The sequence below is a fragment of the Kitasatospora arboriphila genome (assembly GCF_039528095.1).
GTDB lineage: Bacteria > Actinomycetota > Actinomycetes > Streptomycetales > Streptomycetaceae > Kitasatospora > Kitasatospora arboriphila.
This window is the reverse complement of sequence record NZ_BAAALD010000004.1, coordinates 41,243-57,342: the sequence shown is the minus strand read 5'-3', so window position 1 is coordinate 57,342 and position 16,100 is coordinate 41,243. Positions and strand designations below refer to the sequence as shown.

Sequence of the window (16,100 nt, the reverse complement as noted above, 5' to 3'; positions counted from 1 at the left end):
GCGGATCACCACGCGCGTTCAATAGCGTCCGGTCCACCTCACGTGCCACCGCCACCAGCGGGGCACACTTCGAGACTCCGGAGGGTCAACCCCTATGAGTGTTCCTCGGATACGCCGGACCAGGACGGCGGCGCTGGGCCTCGCCCTCGCCACGGCGGGAGCCATCGCGCTGCCGTCGGGAACCGCCGCCGCGGCCGGCGCCGCGGACGCGCCCGGCCCACTGCTCAGCTACGTGGTGAACACCAAGGCCAACCACGGCCAGGTGAAGAAGGCCGAGCGGGAGATCGCCGCCCTCGGCGGCACCGTGGTCGTCTCCTACGAGCAGATCGGCGTGGTCGTCGCCCGCTCCACCGACAAGGACTTCGCGGCCAAGCTGCGTTCCTCGAAGACCGTCGACTCGGTGGGTGCCAGCCGCACCGCCGGGATCGTCCAGAGCAACGACGTCGAGGTGGCCGAACCGGCCGCCGTCCCCACCGCCGCGCCCGCCGACGGCTCCGAGCCGCTCTGGGCCAACCAGTGGGACATGCGGAAGATCGGGGTCGACAAGGCCCACGAGAAGACCCTCGGCAGCCGCCGGGTGGTCGTCGGCGTCCTGGACTCCGGCATCGACGCCACGCACGAGGACCTCGCGCCCAACGTCGACGCCTCGCTCTCCGCCTCCTGCATCAACGGCGGCAAGGCCGACACCTCCTGGCAGTCCTGGCAGCCCACCTCCAGCGACCACGGCACCCACGTGGCCGGCACCATCGCCGCCGCCAAGAACGGCAAGGGCATCGAGGGCATCGCGCCGAACGTCCGCCTCGCCGCGGTCAAGGTCGTCGACGACGGCGGGTTCATCTACCCCGAGTACGCCATCTGCGGCTTCATGTGGGCCGGTGAGCACCACTTCCAGGTGACCAACAACAGCTACTACATCGACCCGTGGCTGTTCAACTGCAAGACCGACCCCGACCAGGCCGCGATCGTCACCGCCGTCAAGCGGGCCGTCGCCTTCTCGCAGCGCAACGGCGTGCTCAGCGTCGCCGCCGCCGGCAACGAGAACATCGACCTCGCCCACAAGACCACCGACACCACCAGCCCCGACGACACCACCCCCGCCCCCCGGCCGATCGACGACAACTGCGTCTCGCTGCCGACCGAACTGCCCGGCATCGTGGTGACCACCTCCGTCGGCGACAAGGGCGACAAGTCCTTCTACTCCAGCTACGGCCTCGGCAAGGCCACCGTCGCGGCCCCCGGCGGCGACTCCCGCTACCAGCTGCCGGACACCCCCGACAAGAACGGCCGGGTCCTCTCCACCGTCCGCGGCAACAAGTACGCCTACATGCAGGGCACCTCGATGGCCTCCCCGCACGCCGCGGGCGTGGCCGCGCTGCTCGCCTCCACCCACCCGTGGGCCGGCCCGGACGAGCTCCGCGCCATGCTGCAGCACCAGGCCGACGACCACTCCTGCCCGGCGACCTTCGACCCCAGCGGCGACGGCGCCTGGAAGGCGGTCTGCGAGACCTCCGGCCACGGCAACGGCTTCTACGGCGCGGGCATCGTCAACGCCGACAAGGCCGCCGACTGGTGGCGCCTGTGACGTCGGTGACGTCCTGGGCTTCGGCCGGCTGAACGACGGACGAACTCCCCTGCCCCGCCCGAGTATCCGTACTCAGGCGGGGCAGGGCCGTTTCCGGCGACCCTCGGTACGGGGGCCGGAGGAGCGGGGGAGTGGTCGGGATGGTCGGGACGGACGGACGGCGCAGGACCGGCGCGGTGCTGGTGCTCGCGGGCAGCCTGGTGGTCGCGGTACCGGGGCTGGTGCTGCTGGCGATCGGCGTCTGCTTCGGCGCGGGCGGGACGGCCTCGGCCGGAGCGGGCGACTGGCTGGGGGCCGGCCTCCTCGTGCTCGGCGGCCCGCTGGCCGGCCTCTGCGGGGCGGCACTGCTGCTGTGGACACCACGGGTACGCCGACTGGACCCCCTGGAACGGGCCGCACTGGTGGCCTTCTGCCTCTTCTGCGGCACCCTCGCCGAAGGCCTCCTCCTCGCCGCCGGCGCAGAGCCGGTACCGCCCTTGTATTAGGAGTGAGCCAACAGGGGGCCGGGGAACTGCGCAGTCCGGGGACGGGTACCGCTTCTGGTCGGGTAGGGCAGATCAGGGCCCCACGCGCCCTGGCGGCTCGCCCTCGTCAGCCGATGTGGCGGGTCCAGTCGGATTCGACCTGGGCGAGGCCGTGGCGGTTGGGGACCTGCTTGAGCCAGGCGGGGCGGGCGGCCATGGTGGCCGCGGCGCGGCGCTCCTCGGCGGCCCGCAGCTCCTCGGGCGAGGCGAACTCGGTCGGCAGCCAGGCGGCGGACCCCGCGGCCCGTTCGGCGAGGTGCGCCACGTACGCGTCGCGGACGGCCTGTGGCGAGTCGAACCCGGGTTCGTCGGCCAGCCAGGGCTCCGGCACCAGGCCGACGACCTCGCGCAGCAGCTCCTCGGTCACCCGCGGTGCGAACTCCTCGTCGGCCGCGGCCACCGCCGGCCGGAAGGCGCCCAGGGCGTGCGCGTTCATCGGGTACGGCTTGAGCACCGAGGCGGCCGCGCCGGACCACCGGTGATGGAAGATCAGCCCGGCGCCGTTGTCGATCAGCCAGAGCCGCCGGTGCCAGACCATCAGGTTGGGGTTGTGGACGGTGCGGTCGACGTTGCCGGTGAGGGCGTCCAGCCAGACGATCCGGCCGGCCTCCAGCGGGTCGACGGGCAGGGCGCCGGGGGTGAAGTCGCGGGCGCCGGGCAGCAGGTCCATGCCGAGGTTGAGTCCGGCGCTGGATCGCAGGATGTCCTGGATCTCGGTGTCCGGTTCGTGGGCGGCGACGGCGGGGTCGAAGTCGACCAGGACGAGCGGCGGCACCCGCAGCCCCAGCCGGCGGGCCAGCTCGCCCACGATCACCTCGGCGACGAGGGCCTTGGCACCCTGGGCCGCACCGGTGAACTTGACCACGTAGGTGCCCAGGTCGTCCGTCTCGACCACGCCGGGCACCGACCCGCCGGCACGCAGCGGATCGAGGTAGCGGAGGGCGGTCACCTGATCGAGCACACCGGCAAGCCTAACCCGCGCCCCGGGGTGAGTCGCGGGTGCGGCGGGGCCGGTGTGGTTGGCTTGGGCGCGTTCGGCCGGCGCCCCCGAGCGGCGGCGGCGAAGTCCAGTGAAGGAGAGCCCCCATGGGCAAGGTCCAGGCCATCACCGAGCGGGTCTACCAGGCGTCCCCGCAGCGGGTGTACGAGGCGCTCGCCGACTACGCCACCGTCCGGCCGCGGCTGCTGCCCGAGCAGTACAGCGAGTACGAGGTCCGTGCGGGCGGCACGGGCGCCGGCACCCAGGTGCACTGGCGGCTGCAGGCCACCGAGAAGCGGGTCCGGGACTGCCTGTTCTCGGTGACCGAGCCGCGGCCGCAGACCCTGGTGGAGACGGACGCCAACTCCAGCATGGTGATCACCTGGACGGTCACCCCGGCGGGGGAGGGCGCCAAGGTCGTGGTCGACGCCTCCTGGCAGGGTGCGACCGGCATCGGCGGCTTCTTCGAGCGCACCTTCGCGCCCAAGGGCCTCAACCGGATCCACGGCGCGGTCCTCGACCGGCTCTCCACCGAGGTCGAGTAGCCGTCGGGGGGGTCGTCGAGCAGCCGTCCGCCGGTTGGTCGAGCGGCCGTACGACCCTGCGCACACCCGTGCGGACGGCCCGCGCCGTACGGGTGGCGCCCCGTCCCCGGGACGGGTGATCCCGGGCCCGCCGGAGGCCGCCCCAACCTAGGCTCGCGGCCGTGTATCTGACGATCCTTCATGCCGCGCAGCCGGTCGACGGCGGGGTGGCCCGGGTGGTGGTGGACCTCGTCCGCGGGCAGCGTGCGGCGGGCCACCGGGTGCTGCTGGCCTGTCCGCCCGGCGGGCTGCTCGCCGCCGAGGCGGCCGCCGCCGGTGCGGAACTGCTGGACTGGCCGGCCGGCCGGGCGCCGGGCCCCGCCACCGCGGGGGAGGTGCGGCGGCTGCGCCGGATCGTGCGCACCGCCGAACCGGACGTGCTCCACCTGCACAGCGCCAAGGCCGGGCTGGCCGGCCGGCTGGCGGTGCGCGGGTCCGTCCCCACCGTCTTCCAGCCGCACGCCTGGTCCTTCGCGGCCGTCGAGGGCGCGGTGGCCTGGGCCACCCTGCGCTGGGAGCGGTACGCCGCCCGCTGGGCGCACGCGCTGGTGTGCGTCAGCGAGCAGGAGCGGGCCGACGGTGCCGCGGCGGGGATCGCGGCCGCCTGGCGGGTGGTGCCGAACGGGGTCGACCTGGAGCACCACGTGCCCGCCGGCGCCGCCGACCGGCGGGCCGCCCGCGCCGGGCTCGGACTGGCCGGCGCCGGCCTGGACCCGGAAGCCCCGCTCGCCGTCTGCCTGGGCCGGCTCTGCCGGCAGAAGGGCCAGGACGTGCTGCTGGACGCCTGGCCGCGGGTGGCCGAGGCCGTGCCCGGCGCCGGGCTGGCGCTGGTCGGCGGGGGTCCGGACGAGGCGGTGCTGGCCGAGCGGGTCCGGGCGCTGCCCGGGCCGCGCCGGGTGCTGATGGCGGGCGGGGTGGGCGATCCGCGGCCCTGGCTGGCCGCCGCGGACCTGGTGGTGCTGCCGTCCCGCTGGGAGGGCATGGCGCTGGCCCCGCTGGAGGCGATGGCGGCCGCCCGCCCGGTGCTGCTCACGGACGTGCCCGGGGCGCGCGAGTGCCTGCCGCCCGGGGGTGCCGTGCCGCCGGTGCCGCCCGGGGACGTTGCCGCGCTGGCCGAACGCCTGGTCGAGGAGCTGGCCGATCCGGACGCCTGTGCGCGCCGCGGAGGGCTGGCGAGGGCGCACGTGGCGGACCGGCACGACGTCCGCCGCACGGTCGAGCAGGTGGAGGCGGTGTACCGCGGGGTGCTGCCCGCGCGTCCGTCCGGTCGCCCCGATTCCCGTGTCCCCCAGGGATTCTGATCGTTTATCCGACCGTGGGAGCCCCCGCGGGCTGCTGCCCAGTCCGCAGCCGCCGCCGGGTCGGGGGCGCCGCGTACGAGTCGTCCGACAGTCCGACCAATGAGCAGGTGGCATGACACGGCACGTCAACTCGCCGCAGTGACAACGGCGATCGCTATTGTCTGATTTTGCCTGATTCGCACCTGTTCGGAGGGTCCACTTCGTCGTGCCCCGGCACCGGGCACGGTTCGGGCCGGTCGGCCGCCCCCGCGACCGCGGGTACACCACAGGGGAGTTCGCGCACCGATGACCATTGACCACGAGAGCGTGCCGCGGCCGGGGGGCCCGCTGTCGGCCCGGCGGCTGCTCGGCACCGAGCTGCTGGAGCGGCCCGCCGCAGGTCCCCGGGCGCGTCCGGCACCGCAGGTCGGCCGCCACCGCCGGCCGCTGCGCTCTCGGGTCGCCCTCCCGGCCGGACTCCTCGGCTGCGACGTCCTCGCCCTCGCCGCCGCCGCGGCCCTGACCACCCCCGGCCCGCCGCCGCTGGCCGCCGCGCTGCTCGGTCTGCTCCTGCCGCTCAACCTGGCCGGCGGCCTCTACCGCAGCAGGCTCACCGTCTCCGCGCTCGACGACCTCCCCGCCCTCGCCGGACGCGCCGCCGTCTCCACCGCCTTCGCGGTCACCCTCGCCGCCTGCCTCGGCCGGTTCGTGCCCGGCCCGGCGGCGCTGTTCAGGTTCGCCGGACTGCTCACCGCCTTCACCCTGCTCGCCTGCCTGGGCCGGGCCGCCGCCTACGCCCTGCTGCGCCGCGCCCGCCGCCGGCGCCCCAGCCCGACCCTGGTGCTCGGCGCCGGCCAGCTCGGCCAGCGGATCGCCGCCGTCCTGCTCGAACACCGCGAGTACGGTCTGCGGCCGGTCGGCTACCTGGACTCCCAGCCCGTCCTGCTCGCCCCGGACGCCCCGCTGCGGCTCCTCGGCGGCCACGACGCCCTGGAGAGCCAGATCCGCCGCAAGCGCATCCACCACGTGATCGCCACCGAGGGCGCCGCCGACGACGCCGCCACCGCCGCCGCGCTGCGCACCGCCGCCCGGCTCGGCTGCCGGGTCTGGGTGGTGCCCCAGCTGCGCGAGTACGCGGCCCTCGGCCGGCGCGGCACCGACCAGCTGTGGGGCTTCCCCTGCCTGCCGCTGGAGCGCCCGGCCGTCCGCCGCCCCGGCTGGGTCGCCAAGCGCGCCCTGGACGTCGCGGCCGCCGGGTTCGGCCTGCTGCTGCTCTCGCCGGTGCTGGCCGCCTGCGCGCTCGCCGTCCGCTGCGACACCGGCCCCGGGGTGCTCTTCCGCCAGCAGCGCACCGGCCTCGACGGCCAGGCCTTCACCCTGCTGAAGTTCCGCACCCTGCGCCCCAGCAACGAGCACGAGTCGGCCACCCGCTGGAACATCTCGCAGGACCACCGGATGGGCGCCGTCGGCCGGCTGCTGCGCCGCACCTCGCTGGACGAGCTGCCGCAGCTGTGGAACGTCGTCCGCGGCGACATGAGCCTGGTCGGCCCCCGCCCCGAACGCCCCTACTTCGTGATGCGCTTCGGCCAGGCCTACCCCGAGTACCAGGACCGGCACCGCGTCCCGGCCGGCCTCACCGGCCTCTCCCAGGTCAACGGCCTGCGCGGGGACACCTCCATCGAGGACCGGGCCCGCTTCGACAACCGCTACATCGAGAGCTGGAGCCTCTGGCAGGACGCCAAGATCCTGCTCCGCACCGCCGTCCTGATGCTCCACCCGGACGGGAGCTGACGTGACGTCGGGAACGCTGCCGGCCCGCACCGCGCCGCTGCCGCAGTGGTGGCGGCGGCTGCCCGCCGCACCCCGGCCCGCCGCGGCGGCCGCGGCCGCCACCGTGCTGCTGGTCTGCGTGCCCACCGGGGAGAAGGACGTCACCGCCGCCGTCCACATCACCCCGGCCGACCTCGCCTCGCTGCTGCTGGTCGCCCTCACCGCCGCCGACCTGCTGCGCGGCCGCGCCCGGCTGGACCGCACGGTCTGCCTGCTGTTCGGCGCGGTGGTCTGCGCGGCCGCCGCCGCCACCCTCGCCTCGATCGACCCGCAGGCGAGCACCACCGGCTTCGTCCGGCTGGTGCAGATCTTCGTCCTGGTGCCCGCCGCCGTCGCCTGCGCGCTGCGCACCCGCCGCGACCGCCGGCTGGTGCTGGGCGCCTTCGTCGCCGCCGCCCTGGTCGAGGGCGCGGTCGGCGCGCAGCAGTACCTCACCCGCACCGGCGCCTCGTACGCCGGCCAACCGGTCCGGGCCGTCGGCACCTTCGGCGCCCTGGACATCATGGCGATGTCCACCGTGGTCAGCTTCGGACTGCTCGCCGCGCTCGCCCTGGCGCTCGGCGAACGCGGCCCCGGCGGCCGGCCGGCCCTGCGCCGGGCGCTGTACGCCGCGGCCGCGCTGCTGACCTTCCCGCTCGCCGTCTCCTTCAGCCGCGGCAGCTGGATCGCCTGCGCCGCGGCCGTCGCCGTGCTGATGCTGCGCGCCGACGCCCGGCTCGCCCTGCGCTGCGCGGTGATCGGCGCGGCCGCCGCGGTGGTGCTGGTCGGCGGACTCGGCCTCGGTGCCTCCGGCGTCGCCGAGCGGCTCGGCAGCATCGGCTCGGTGCAGGCCGCCCCCGACCAGTCGGTCAGCGACCGCTACGACCTGTGGGCGACCGCCGGACGGATCTGGCAGGACCACCCCGCCACCGGCGCCGGGCCCAAGGCCTTCCAGCAACTGCGCGACGGCCACGCCCCGCTGCGGCTCTCCTCCGGCAGCGACGCCGAGGACGCCACGATCGGCTTCCAGCGCGAACCGCTGCTCTCACCGCACAACATGTACTTCCTGGTGCTCAGCGAGCAGGGACTGCTGGGTATCACCGCGTACGCCGCGCTCTTCCTCGCCCTGCTGACCGGCTGCCTGCGCCGGGCCCGCGGCGGCGCCCTGGCCGCGCTCGCCCTGCTGGTCTGGATCCTCGTCGACTTCCTCTACGCCGACATCGGCGGCACCACCACCGTGCTGACCTCGGTGGTGCTCGGCCTCGCGGCCCGGGCCGCCTTCCCCGGCCCGGCGGACCCGGAGGCGCGATGAGCGGCGACCGCCGGACCACGACCGCCCGGCCCGCCCGGGCCGCCTTCCCCGGCCCGCGGCACGCCGCCGCCCGGCCCCGGCGCGGCGGCTTCGTCGCCCGCGCCTTCGGCGTCACCGCGGTGCTCAGCGCCGCCGGGTCCGGTCTCGGCCTGCTCCGCGACCTGCTGCTCGCCCGGTACTTCGGCGCCACCCGGGGCACCGACGCCTTCCTCGTCGCCTGGACGGTGCCGGAGACCGCCGCGCCGCTGCTGATCGAGGACGCGATGGCCTTCCTGATGGTCCCGGCGTTCAGCCTGGCCCTGGTGCTGCGCGAGGAACGCCCGCACGGCCCGGACCCGGTACGGCAGTTGGTGCGCGCCACGCTGCCCTGGCTGCTGCTCGCGCTGTGCACCCTCACCCTCGCCGCGGCGGTCGGCGCCGGCCCGCTGGTGGGCCTGCTCGCCCCCGGCCTGGCCGACCCGGCACTCGCCGTCACCTGCACCCGGATCACCGCCCTGACCGTGCTGCCGTTCGGCGTGGTCGGCTACCTCTGCTCGATGCTCCGCGCCCACCACCGGTTCACCGCCCCGGCCGGCATCTACGTGGCGTACAACCTGGGCATCCTCGCCGTGCTGCTCGGCGGCCACGCCCTGCTCGGGGTCCGCTCCGCCGCGCTCGGCGTCACCTGCGGCAGCCTGCTGATGGCCGGACTGCTGCTCGGGCCCGTCCGGCGGATCCTGCCGGGCGCGCGACGCCGGATCTCCCCCGGCCCCCGGCCGGGAGGTGCCCCCACGTCCGGACGCACGCCCGAATCGCCCGAGCACGTCCAGCACGAGGGCGCCCCGGGCGCACGCCCGGACGGGCGCCCCACGCCGCACGCCGATCCGGCCGGATCCGCCGGACAGGCCCGGGCCGCCCGGCGGCCGGCCCGCCCGGCCCGCGGTGCCGCGGCCGGCGGCCTGGTGCTGATCCCGCTGGCGATGCTGCCGGTCGCCACCTTCACCCTCACCCGGCAGGCGCAGGTCTTCGTCGAGCGCTACCTCGGCTCCGGCCTGCCGCCGGGCACCATCTCGCACCTCAACTACGCCGCCAAGGTCTCCCAGCTCGCCATGACGGCGGGCATCCTGATCGTCACGGTGACCTTCCCGCTGGTCGCCAGGGCGCTGGCCGCCGGGGACCTCGCCGCCGCCCGCGACCGGGTGGAGAAGGACCTCGGCCAGGCCGCCGCGGTCGTGCTGCTCGGCACCGCCTTCCTGATGGCCTGCGCACCCTCCGTGGTCGCGCTGCTCTTCCAGCGCGGCGCGTTCGGCGCGCACGACACCGCCGCCACCGCCGAGGTGATCCGGGTGTACAGCTTCGGGCTGCCCGCGCAGGCGCTGATCGGCGTGATGGTCCGGCCGTTCTTCTCGCTGCGGCCGGTGGTCCGCCGGGCCGGCGACCCGGAGCCGGCCGGGCTGCGGCCGCTGGACTGGTACCCGGTCGCCGCGATGGCCGTCGGCCTGCTGGTCACCGCCGGCGTCGGACTGGCCGCCACCCCGCGGTACGGCGCCCTCGGCCTCGCGGCCGGCAACGCGGCCGGCATCACCACCGCCGCGGTGCTGCTGCTCCGCGGCCTGCTGCTGCGCGGCATCGCGCTGCGCCTGCCCCGGGTGCTCGGCGGCCAGGCCCGGCTGCTGGCCGCCGCGGTAGGCGCCGCCGCGGCCGGCGCGGTGGCCGCCGCCGGCCCGTCCGCGCCGCTGCCGGCCACCCTGCTCGGCGGTCTCACCGTCGTGCTCGTCTTCGCCGGGCTCGGCACGGTCCTCGGCGCACCCGAGGTCCGTGACCCGGTGCGCGCCCTCCTCCGGGCCGCGGGTCCGGTCACCCAGGCTGCTGAGAGGAAGCCCCATGGACGCTGAACCGGCCCGTGGCCCCGCCCTGCCCGCCCAGCCGCACCCGGCCCGGTCGGCGCCGTGGATCCTGATGTACCACTCGATCACCCACGAGGAGCACGACCCGTACCTGCTCACCGTCAGCCCGGAGCGGTTCGCCGCGCAGATGGCCTGGCTGGCCCGGAGCGGCCGGCGCGGGGTGAGCGTCCGCGAACTCCTCCGGGCCCGGGCCGCGGGCGCCGCCGCCCGGCTGGTCGGGCTGACCTTCGACGACGGCTACGCGGACTTCGCCCGGTACGCCGTGCCGGTGCTGCGCCGGCACGGCTTCACCGCGAGCGCCTACGTGGTGCCCGATCTGCTCGGCGGCCACAACGGCTGGGACCCGGACGGCCCGCGCAAGCCGCTGCTCACCGTCGACCAGGTGGTCGAACTCGCCGCCGCGGGCTGGGAGATCGGCTCGCACGGGCTCTCCCACCGCAGGCTGCCGGGGCTGTCCGCGGACGAGCTCGCCGATCAGGCCCGCGGCAGCCGGCGGGCCCTGGAGCAGTTGGTCGGCGGCCCGGTGACCGGCTTCTGCTACCCGTACGGGGCGGTCGACCGGCCCGCCGTGGAGGCCGTCCGCGACGCCGGGTACCAGTACGCCTGTGCCATCGAGCACGGCGAGCTCACCGGCAGGTTCGCGCTGCCGCGCTGCTACGTCGGCGACCGCGACGGCGCGCTGCGGCTGCTCGCCAAGCAGGGCCGGCACCACTGGCGGGACGCCGTGACCGGACTGCGCGGTGCCGCCCCGGTGCCCGCCGCCCGCCAGGAGGCCGTCCGATGAAGGTCCTGCACGTGGTCACCGGCCTCGCCGCGGGCGGCGCCGAGCGCCAGCTGCACCTGCTGCTGCGCCACCTGCCCGACCGCCACCACTGCGAGGTGGCCACCCTCACCAACCCGGGCACGGTCGCCGAGGCGCTGCGCGCGGACGGCTTCGCCGTGCACGAGCTGGACATGCGCGGCAACCGCGACCTCGCGGTGCTGCCGCGGCTCACCCGGCTGATCCGCAGCCGGCGCTACCAGGCCGTGCACACCCACCTCTACCGGGCCGGGCTGTACGGCCGGCTCGCCGCCCGGCTGGCCGGCGTGCGGACGGTGCTGGCCACCGAGCACTCGCTGCACCCCGGGGTGATCGAGGGCCGGCCGGCTGGCCGCGGGGTCCGGGCGCTCTACCTGGCCGCCGAGCGCCTCGGCCGGACGACCGTCGCCGTCTCCGGACAGGTCGCCGCGACCCTGCACGACTGGGGCGTGCCGCCGCACCGGGTCCACCTGCTGCCCAACGGCATCGACGCCGCCGGGTACGCCGTGCCGGCCCGCACCCGGGCCGCCGTGCGGGCCCGACTCGGCCTGCCGGAGCGGGCGTTCACGGTCGGCGCGGTGGGCCGGCTGGTGCCCGGCAAGCGGTTCGAGGTGCTGGTGGAGGCGGTGGCCGCGCTGGCCGCCCGGCCCGGCCCGGACACCCGGTTGCTGCTGGTGGGGGAGGGGCCGGAACGCGCCGCCCTGGAGGCGCAGGCCGCCCGCGCCGGGGTGGCCGCCGTCTTCACCGGCGAACGCGACGACGTCCCCGAGCTGCTCGCCGCCATGGACGTGCTGGCGGCCCCCTCGACCGAGGAGACCTTCGGGCTGACGGTGCTGGAGGCACTGGCGGCGGGCCTGCCGGTGCTGCGCACCGCCTGTCCGGCCCTGGACGCGCTCGGCCCGGACGCCGCCCCCGCCGCCCACCGGCTGCCGTCCACCGCCGGGGCCTACACCGAGGCCCTGGACGGGCTGCGCGCCGCACCGCCGCGCCGGCTCCCGCCGCCGCCCGCCGTCCACCACTACGACATCGCGCGGATCGCCGCCGAACTCGCCGACCTCTACGACCGGCTCGGCCCGGCCCGCACCGCGCCGCCCCGGCCGGCCGCCCTGCGGGCCTGAACGCGCGACACCACCGACCGAGCCAAGGAGTTCCGATGTCCGAACCGCGCCGATCCGTCCGGGCCGCCGTCCGCCGCTGGTGGCCGGTGGCCGTCGCCGTCCCGCTGGGCGCCGCCGCCGGCGCCGGCTACGCCGCCGTCGCACCCACCGCCTACACCGCCAACTCCTACGTGGTGGTGGTCGCGCAGAACCCGGGGGAGGGCGCCACCGCGGTCAACTTCGCCCAGGCGTACGGCCGGCTCGCGGGGCAGCCGCAGGTGCTGGTCGCGGCCGCCGCGAAGACCGGCCGCACCGTCTCCGCCCTGTCGGACAGCGTCCGGGGCACCACTTCGCCGGACGCCCCGATGATCGAGATCACCGGCACCGGCCGGCGCGCCGCCGACGCGGTGCGGGCGGCCGACGCGGTGGCGACCTCGCTGATCGCCTTCGCCAACACCAGCAGCCAGGACACCGGCGTCAAGCTCGTCCCGCTGGCCAGGGCCGCCTCCCCGGACGGCCCCTCCTCGCCGTCCGCGGCCCTGGACACCGCGGTCGGCGGCGCGGCCGGCGTGCTGGTCGGCGCCCTCGCCATGGCCGCCCGGCGCCGCCCGGCCGGGTCGGGCGGCGCCGACGCCGCCGTGTCGGTGCCCGGGCAGCCGGTGGAACGGCAACCCGCCGGGGCCGTCCGATGACCACCGACACCCCCGCCCCGGCACGGGCCGGGGCCGCCGCCGAGGTCTGGACGGCCGAGGTGGACCGCGGGGACGACGCCCTCGACCGGATCGCCGCCGAGTGGGACGTGCTCGCCACCCGCTGCCGCACCGCCACCCCCTTCCAGGACGGCGCCTGGCTGCGCTCCTGGTGGCGCCGGTACGGCCGGCCGGGCGCGCTGGTGCTGGTGCTCGTCCGCCGGGACGGCCGGCTGGCCGGCGCCGCGGCCCTGCGCCGCCGCGGGGCCCTGGGCGGTCTGACGAACCTCGGCGGCGGGCTGGCCGACTTCACCGACGTGCTGCTCGACGACGACTGCCGCGGCCGGGCCGCCGCCGAACTGGCCGCCGCCCTGCCGTTGCGCCGCCCCTGGCACAGCCTGGAACTGCGCGAGGTGCACCCGGAGGCCGCCGTCCAGCAGGTGCTCGCCCACCACCGCGGCACCACCCGGCGCTACCGGGACTCGCTCTGCCAGCACCTGCCCGCGCTGCCCGTCGAGGAGTTGCTCAAGCGGCTGCCCGGAAAGACCGCCCAGCGCAGCCGGGTCAAGCTGCGGAAGATCGCCGCCTCCGGGGTGCAGGTGGACACCGCGCCGCCGGAGGAGGTGCCGCAGGCGGTGGCCGACCTGCTGCGGCTGCACTTCCTGCAGTGGCAGGAGCGCGGGGTCACCGCCGAGCACCGCACCGGGCGGTTCGCGGCGCACCTGGCCGAGTCGACGGCCTCGATGGCGGCCCGCGGCCGGGCCGCCGTGCACCGGTTCCGGCTGGACGGCGAGCTGGTCGCGGTGAACCTGGTGGTGCTCTGCCCGTCCTTCGGCGGCCTCTACCTGTACGGCGCCCATCCGCGGCTGCGCGAGCGGCTGGACATCGCCGGGCTGCTCTTCGGGGCGGCGCTGGACGAGGTCCGGGCGGCGGGCATCCCGGTGCTCAGCCTGCTGCGCGGCCAGGAGCCGTACAAGCAGCGGTGGCGCCCGGACGCCCTGCGCAACGAGCGGCTGGTGGTGGGCCCGCCGGGCCCGGCCCCGGCGGCGGCCCTGCTCGCCCTGCGGGTGCTGGCCCGGCAGGCGGCGGTGACCGTGCTGACCGCCCGGCTGCCGCGGCTGAAGGAGGCGCTAGCGGCGCGCCGGCGCGCGTGAGGAGACGCCGCCCGGCGCCCCCTTGGAGCCGGACATCAGCTGCCGGAAGACCGCGGCCGACCGCGGGTTGCGGTCGCAGCCCCAGAAGCCGTGCGGGCAGTAGTCGGTGACGGTCTGGTAGGCGGTGTCGTGGGTGCGCATCCACTCGATCATGCGCCGCACGTACTCGGGGTTGTCGCCGTTGCGGAACAGCCCCCACTCCGGGTACGAGACCGGCTTGCCGCGCCGGGCGGCGAACTCGACCTGGTCCTGCAGCCCGTAGGGCTCGGTGACCATCTCCTCGAAGGAGGCGCCGGCCGGCATGTCGTAGGCGTCCATGCCGATGATGTCGACCACGTCGTCGCCCGGGTAGCAGCGCGTCCAGGGGATCGCGTCGAGCCCGCGGGTGGGGGTGAAGTCGAAGCGGAAGTGCTGGCCGGGCACCGAGCGCATCACGGTGACGATCCGGCGCCAGTACGCCTTCCAGGCCGCCGGGTCGGGGCGGCAGCGGGAGCTGTAGGTGGTGCCGTTCATCTCCCAGCCGAGCGTGAGCACGGTGTCGCCGCCGCCGAACGCGACGAGCTTGCGGGCCAGTTTGAGGAAGTGCTGGTCGAACTCGCCCTTGGTGCCGCGGGCGAGCAGCGCGGCGACCTGCCCGTCGCTCAGGTTGCCCTCGTTGGGCACCAGCATCGGCACGCCGAGCACCAGGGTGCGGGCCGGGTCGCGCAGCCGCCACTGCGACCACAGGCCCAGCACCTGGTTCTCGCCCTCGACGTCGGCCCAGCCGTTGCCCGCCAGGTAGGTGTGGCCGACCTGCAGGTCGGCGTTGCGCAGCCAGGTGGACAGCTTGGCGATCTGCGGGATGTAGGTGTCCCAGGAGCCGACGAAGGCGCCGAACGGCACCTCGTGCGGGGGCCGCAGCACGGCGGGCTTCGGGGCGGCCCCGCGCCGGCCGTCCTCCGCGGTGTCGGCGGAGAAGACGTCGTGCCGCGGGGTCTGGCTGAGCGGCGTGCCCGAGGGCACGCTCGCGGTGGTCAGCAGCAGCAGCGCACTGGCGGCCAGCGCGAGACGGCCGAATCGCATGGGGCACTCCGGGAGCGGTGCGGGGGCGGGTGCTGCTCGTCCGACAGTAATCCCACAGGGCGTCAGAAATATCTCATATCACCCGAAAGTGGTGGTTCGCACGGACGCCCGCCGAGTCCCCGCCGGGCGCCACGCACAGTGATCATTTCGGTGCGGCCTGTACCACCTGTGTAACAGTCGCCCCGCCGGGCGGGCGCCCCCGGCGGCCGGGCGGCCCGCGCGCGGCGCCGCCGAGCCGCAGGTCGAGGGTGCCGCACCGGGGCCGCCGTGACCCTGCGCACATCCGTGGGACGCCCCGAATTCCGGCTGACGTACAGGCGTGCGGCAGGTACGCTCCGCCCGTGTCCTGGAAGCCGCTGCGAAGCCTGACCCGCCGTTCCGTGCTGCCCGCGCTCGCCGCGCTGCTGGTGCTCGGCGCGGGAGCCGCCGCGCACGCCAACCGTCCGGTGCCGTTCGGCGACCGGGTCGCGGAGCCGGGCGTCGCGGACGCCAGCCCGGTCGGCGCGCAGGTCCTGGACGCGGGCGCGCTGGAGCTGAAGGTCGGCCCCGGCCTGGAGGCGTACGACCGCGCGACCGGCGACCACCTGTGGTCCTACCGCCGCGAGGACGCCACCGCCCTGCACCTCGCCATGGCCGGCGAGAGCGCGGTCGTCGTCTGGGACGACGGACTGGTCACCTCGGTCCGCCCGAGCGACCACCAGGTGCGCTGGCACCGCGCGGTGCCGGGCCTGGCCGACTGGCTGCGCGCGGACGGCGAGCCCGGCGCCGCCGACCGCAGCGAGGAGCAGAAGCAGGCCGTCGCGGTCCGCCGGGCCGCCGCCGCGCTGCAGACGGCCCTGGAGGACGAGCCCTGGGTGGCCGTCGTCACGCCCTCGCTCACCATGGGATTCCGCGACCGCGACGGCGACCTGCGCTACAACTCCCGCCCGCCGCAGGGCTGCTCGTATGACCCGCTGCGCGCGGTGCACACCGACAACGCCGTCCTGGTGCCGCGCACCTGCGTCACCGGACCGAACACCGGCAAGCTGCTGCCCGGCGGCATCAACGGCTTCCGGCTGGCCGGCCGCGGCTGGCAGCTCAACGCCGGGCCGGAGGTCGTGCTCAAGCGCCTGGACGCCCACCGGGTGACGGTCGAGGACGGCCCGATCCTCGGCACCAAGGTCTTCGACACCCGGCGCGGCGCCCCGGAGACGGTCTGCACCAGCCCGCAGCTGCCGTTCGCGGCGGTCTCCCCGCAGGAGGGCTGCCCGGCGGGCTGAGCGGCGGTCCGGCCGGGCTGCGCCCGGCACAGCCCAGGGGGAATCCCGGCCGCCCGGTAGACTGGGCCGTATGGCTGTGTTCCT

At 76.3% G+C, this 16,100-nt stretch carries 14 protein-coding genes; 12 read left to right on the top strand and 2 right to left on the bottom strand.

From position 1 onward, the window contains the following. Positions 1–94: 94 nt before the first annotated feature. Positions 95–1,582, top strand: a complete 1,488-nt coding sequence (locus ABD353_RS03455; protein WP_344621941.1) for a S8 family peptidase — start codon at positions 95–97, stop codon at positions 1,580–1,582. A gap of 131 nt (positions 1,583–1,713) precedes the next feature. Then, the gene (locus tag ABD353_RS03450) at positions 1,714–2,067 is read left to right on the top strand and encodes a hypothetical protein (protein WP_344621940.1); all 354 of its coding nucleotides are present in this window, start codon (positions 1,714–1,716) and stop codon (positions 2,065–2,067) included. Between the two features lie 106 nt (positions 2,068–2,173). On the opposite strand, the gene ABD353_RS03445 is transcribed toward ABD353_RS03450, so the two are convergent. Then, complete coding sequence (locus ABD353_RS03445) at positions 2,174–3,067, bottom strand: HipA family kinase (RefSeq protein WP_344621939.1); 894 nt, start codon at positions 3,065–3,067, stop codon at positions 2,174–2,176. A 125-nt stretch (positions 3,068–3,192) separates the two neighbouring features. On the opposite strand from ABD353_RS03445, the gene ABD353_RS03440 reads away from it, so the two are divergent. From ABD353_RS03440 to ABD353_RS03400, 9 genes are all read left to right on the top strand, one after another. Continuing rightward, complete coding sequence (locus ABD353_RS03440; protein WP_344621938.1) at positions 3,193–3,630, top strand: SRPBCC family protein; 438 nt, start codon at positions 3,193–3,195, stop codon at positions 3,628–3,630. Between the two features lie 161 nt (positions 3,631–3,791). Further along, a complete protein-coding gene (locus tag ABD353_RS03435) occupies positions 3,792–4,970 on the top strand; it encodes a glycosyltransferase family 4 protein (RefSeq protein WP_425555064.1) in 1,179 nt (392 codons plus the stop codon). Positions 4,971–5,255: 285 nt separating this feature from the next. Next, complete coding sequence (locus ABD353_RS03430; protein WP_344621937.1) at positions 5,256–6,740, top strand: sugar transferase; 1,485 nt, start codon at positions 5,256–5,258, stop codon at positions 6,738–6,740. 1 nt (position 6,741) lies between these two features. Further along, a complete protein-coding gene (locus ABD353_RS03425; protein WP_344621936.1) occupies positions 6,742–8,070 on the top strand; it encodes an O-antigen ligase family protein in 1,329 nt (442 codons plus the stop codon). Further along, positions 8,067–9,944: a lipid II flippase MurJ gene (locus tag ABD353_RS03420; RefSeq protein ID WP_344621935.1), complete on the top strand. Its 1,878-nt coding sequence runs from the start codon at positions 8,067–8,069 to the stop codon at positions 9,942–9,944. The genes ABD353_RS03425 and ABD353_RS03420 overlap by 4 nt, the downstream gene beginning before the upstream one ends. Next, positions 9,934–10,740 (top strand): polysaccharide deacetylase family protein, encoded by an 807-nt coding sequence (locus ABD353_RS03415; protein WP_344621934.1) that lies wholly within the window; start codon positions 9,934–9,936, stop codon positions 10,738–10,740. Before ABD353_RS03420 ends, ABD353_RS03415 begins: the two co-directional genes overlap by 11 nt. Further along, on the top strand, positions 10,737–11,873 hold the full coding sequence (locus ABD353_RS03410; protein WP_344621933.1) for a glycosyltransferase: 1,137 nt from the start codon (positions 10,737–10,739) through the stop codon (positions 11,871–11,873). The genes ABD353_RS03415 and ABD353_RS03410 overlap by 4 nt, the downstream gene beginning before the upstream one ends. Positions 11,874–11,908: 35 nt before the next feature. Next, positions 11,909–12,544, top strand: a complete 636-nt coding sequence (locus tag ABD353_RS03405; RefSeq protein WP_344621932.1) for a YveK family protein — start codon at positions 11,909–11,911, stop codon at positions 12,542–12,544. Beyond that, positions 12,541–13,695: a GNAT family N-acetyltransferase gene (locus ABD353_RS03400; protein ID WP_344621931.1), complete on the top strand. Its 1,155-nt coding sequence runs from the start codon at positions 12,541–12,543 to the stop codon at positions 13,693–13,695. Before ABD353_RS03405 ends, ABD353_RS03400 begins: the two co-directional genes overlap by 4 nt. Here ABD353_RS03400 and ABD353_RS03395 read toward each other — a convergent pair. Next, positions 13,672–14,757, bottom strand: a complete 1,086-nt coding sequence (locus tag ABD353_RS03395; RefSeq protein WP_344621930.1) for a glycoside hydrolase family 26 protein — start codon at positions 14,755–14,757, stop codon at positions 13,672–13,674. The two genes, ABD353_RS03400 and ABD353_RS03395, sit on opposite strands and share 24 nt — an antisense overlap. Before the next feature lie 341 nt (positions 14,758–15,098). On the opposite strand from ABD353_RS03395, the gene ABD353_RS03390 reads away from it, so the two are divergent. Further along, the gene (locus ABD353_RS03390) at positions 15,099–16,016 is read left to right on the top strand and encodes a PQQ-binding-like beta-propeller repeat protein (RefSeq protein ID WP_344621929.1); all 918 of its coding nucleotides are present in this window, start codon (positions 15,099–15,101) and stop codon (positions 16,014–16,016) included. Positions 16,017–16,100 lie beyond the last annotated feature (84 nt).

Bases quoted from the DNA above. Each gene is read 5' to 3' on its own strand.
- ABD353_RS03455 (WP_344621941.1), top strand. From the start codon at position 95: ATGAGTGTTCCTCGGATACGCCGGACCAGGACGGCGGCGCTGGGCCTC.
- ABD353_RS03440 (WP_344621938.1), top strand. From the start codon at position 3,193: ATGGGCAAGGTCCAGGCCATCACCGAGCGGGTCTACCAGGCGTCCCCG.
- ABD353_RS03430 (WP_344621937.1), top strand. From the start codon at position 5,256: ATGACCATTGACCACGAGAGCGTGCCGCGGCCGGGGGGCCCGCTGTCG.
- ABD353_RS03420 (WP_344621935.1), top strand. From the start codon at position 8,067: ATGAGCGGCGACCGCCGGACCACGACCGCCCGGCCCGCCCGGGCCGCC.
- ABD353_RS03415 (WP_344621934.1), top strand. From the start codon at position 9,934: ATGGACGCTGAACCGGCCCGTGGCCCCGCCCTGCCCGCCCAGCCGCAC.
- ABD353_RS03410 (WP_344621933.1), top strand. From the start codon at position 10,737: ATGAAGGTCCTGCACGTGGTCACCGGCCTCGCCGCGGGCGGCGCCGAG.
- ABD353_RS03405 (WP_344621932.1), top strand. From the start codon at position 11,909: ATGTCCGAACCGCGCCGATCCGTCCGGGCCGCCGTCCGCCGCTGGTGG.
- ABD353_RS03400 (WP_344621931.1), top strand. From the start codon at position 12,541: ATGACCACCGACACCCCCGCCCCGGCACGGGCCGGGGCCGCCGCCGAG.
- ABD353_RS03395 (WP_344621930.1), bottom strand. From the start codon at position 14,757: ATGCGATTCGGCCGTCTCGCGCTGGCCGCCAGTGCGCTGCTGCTGCTG.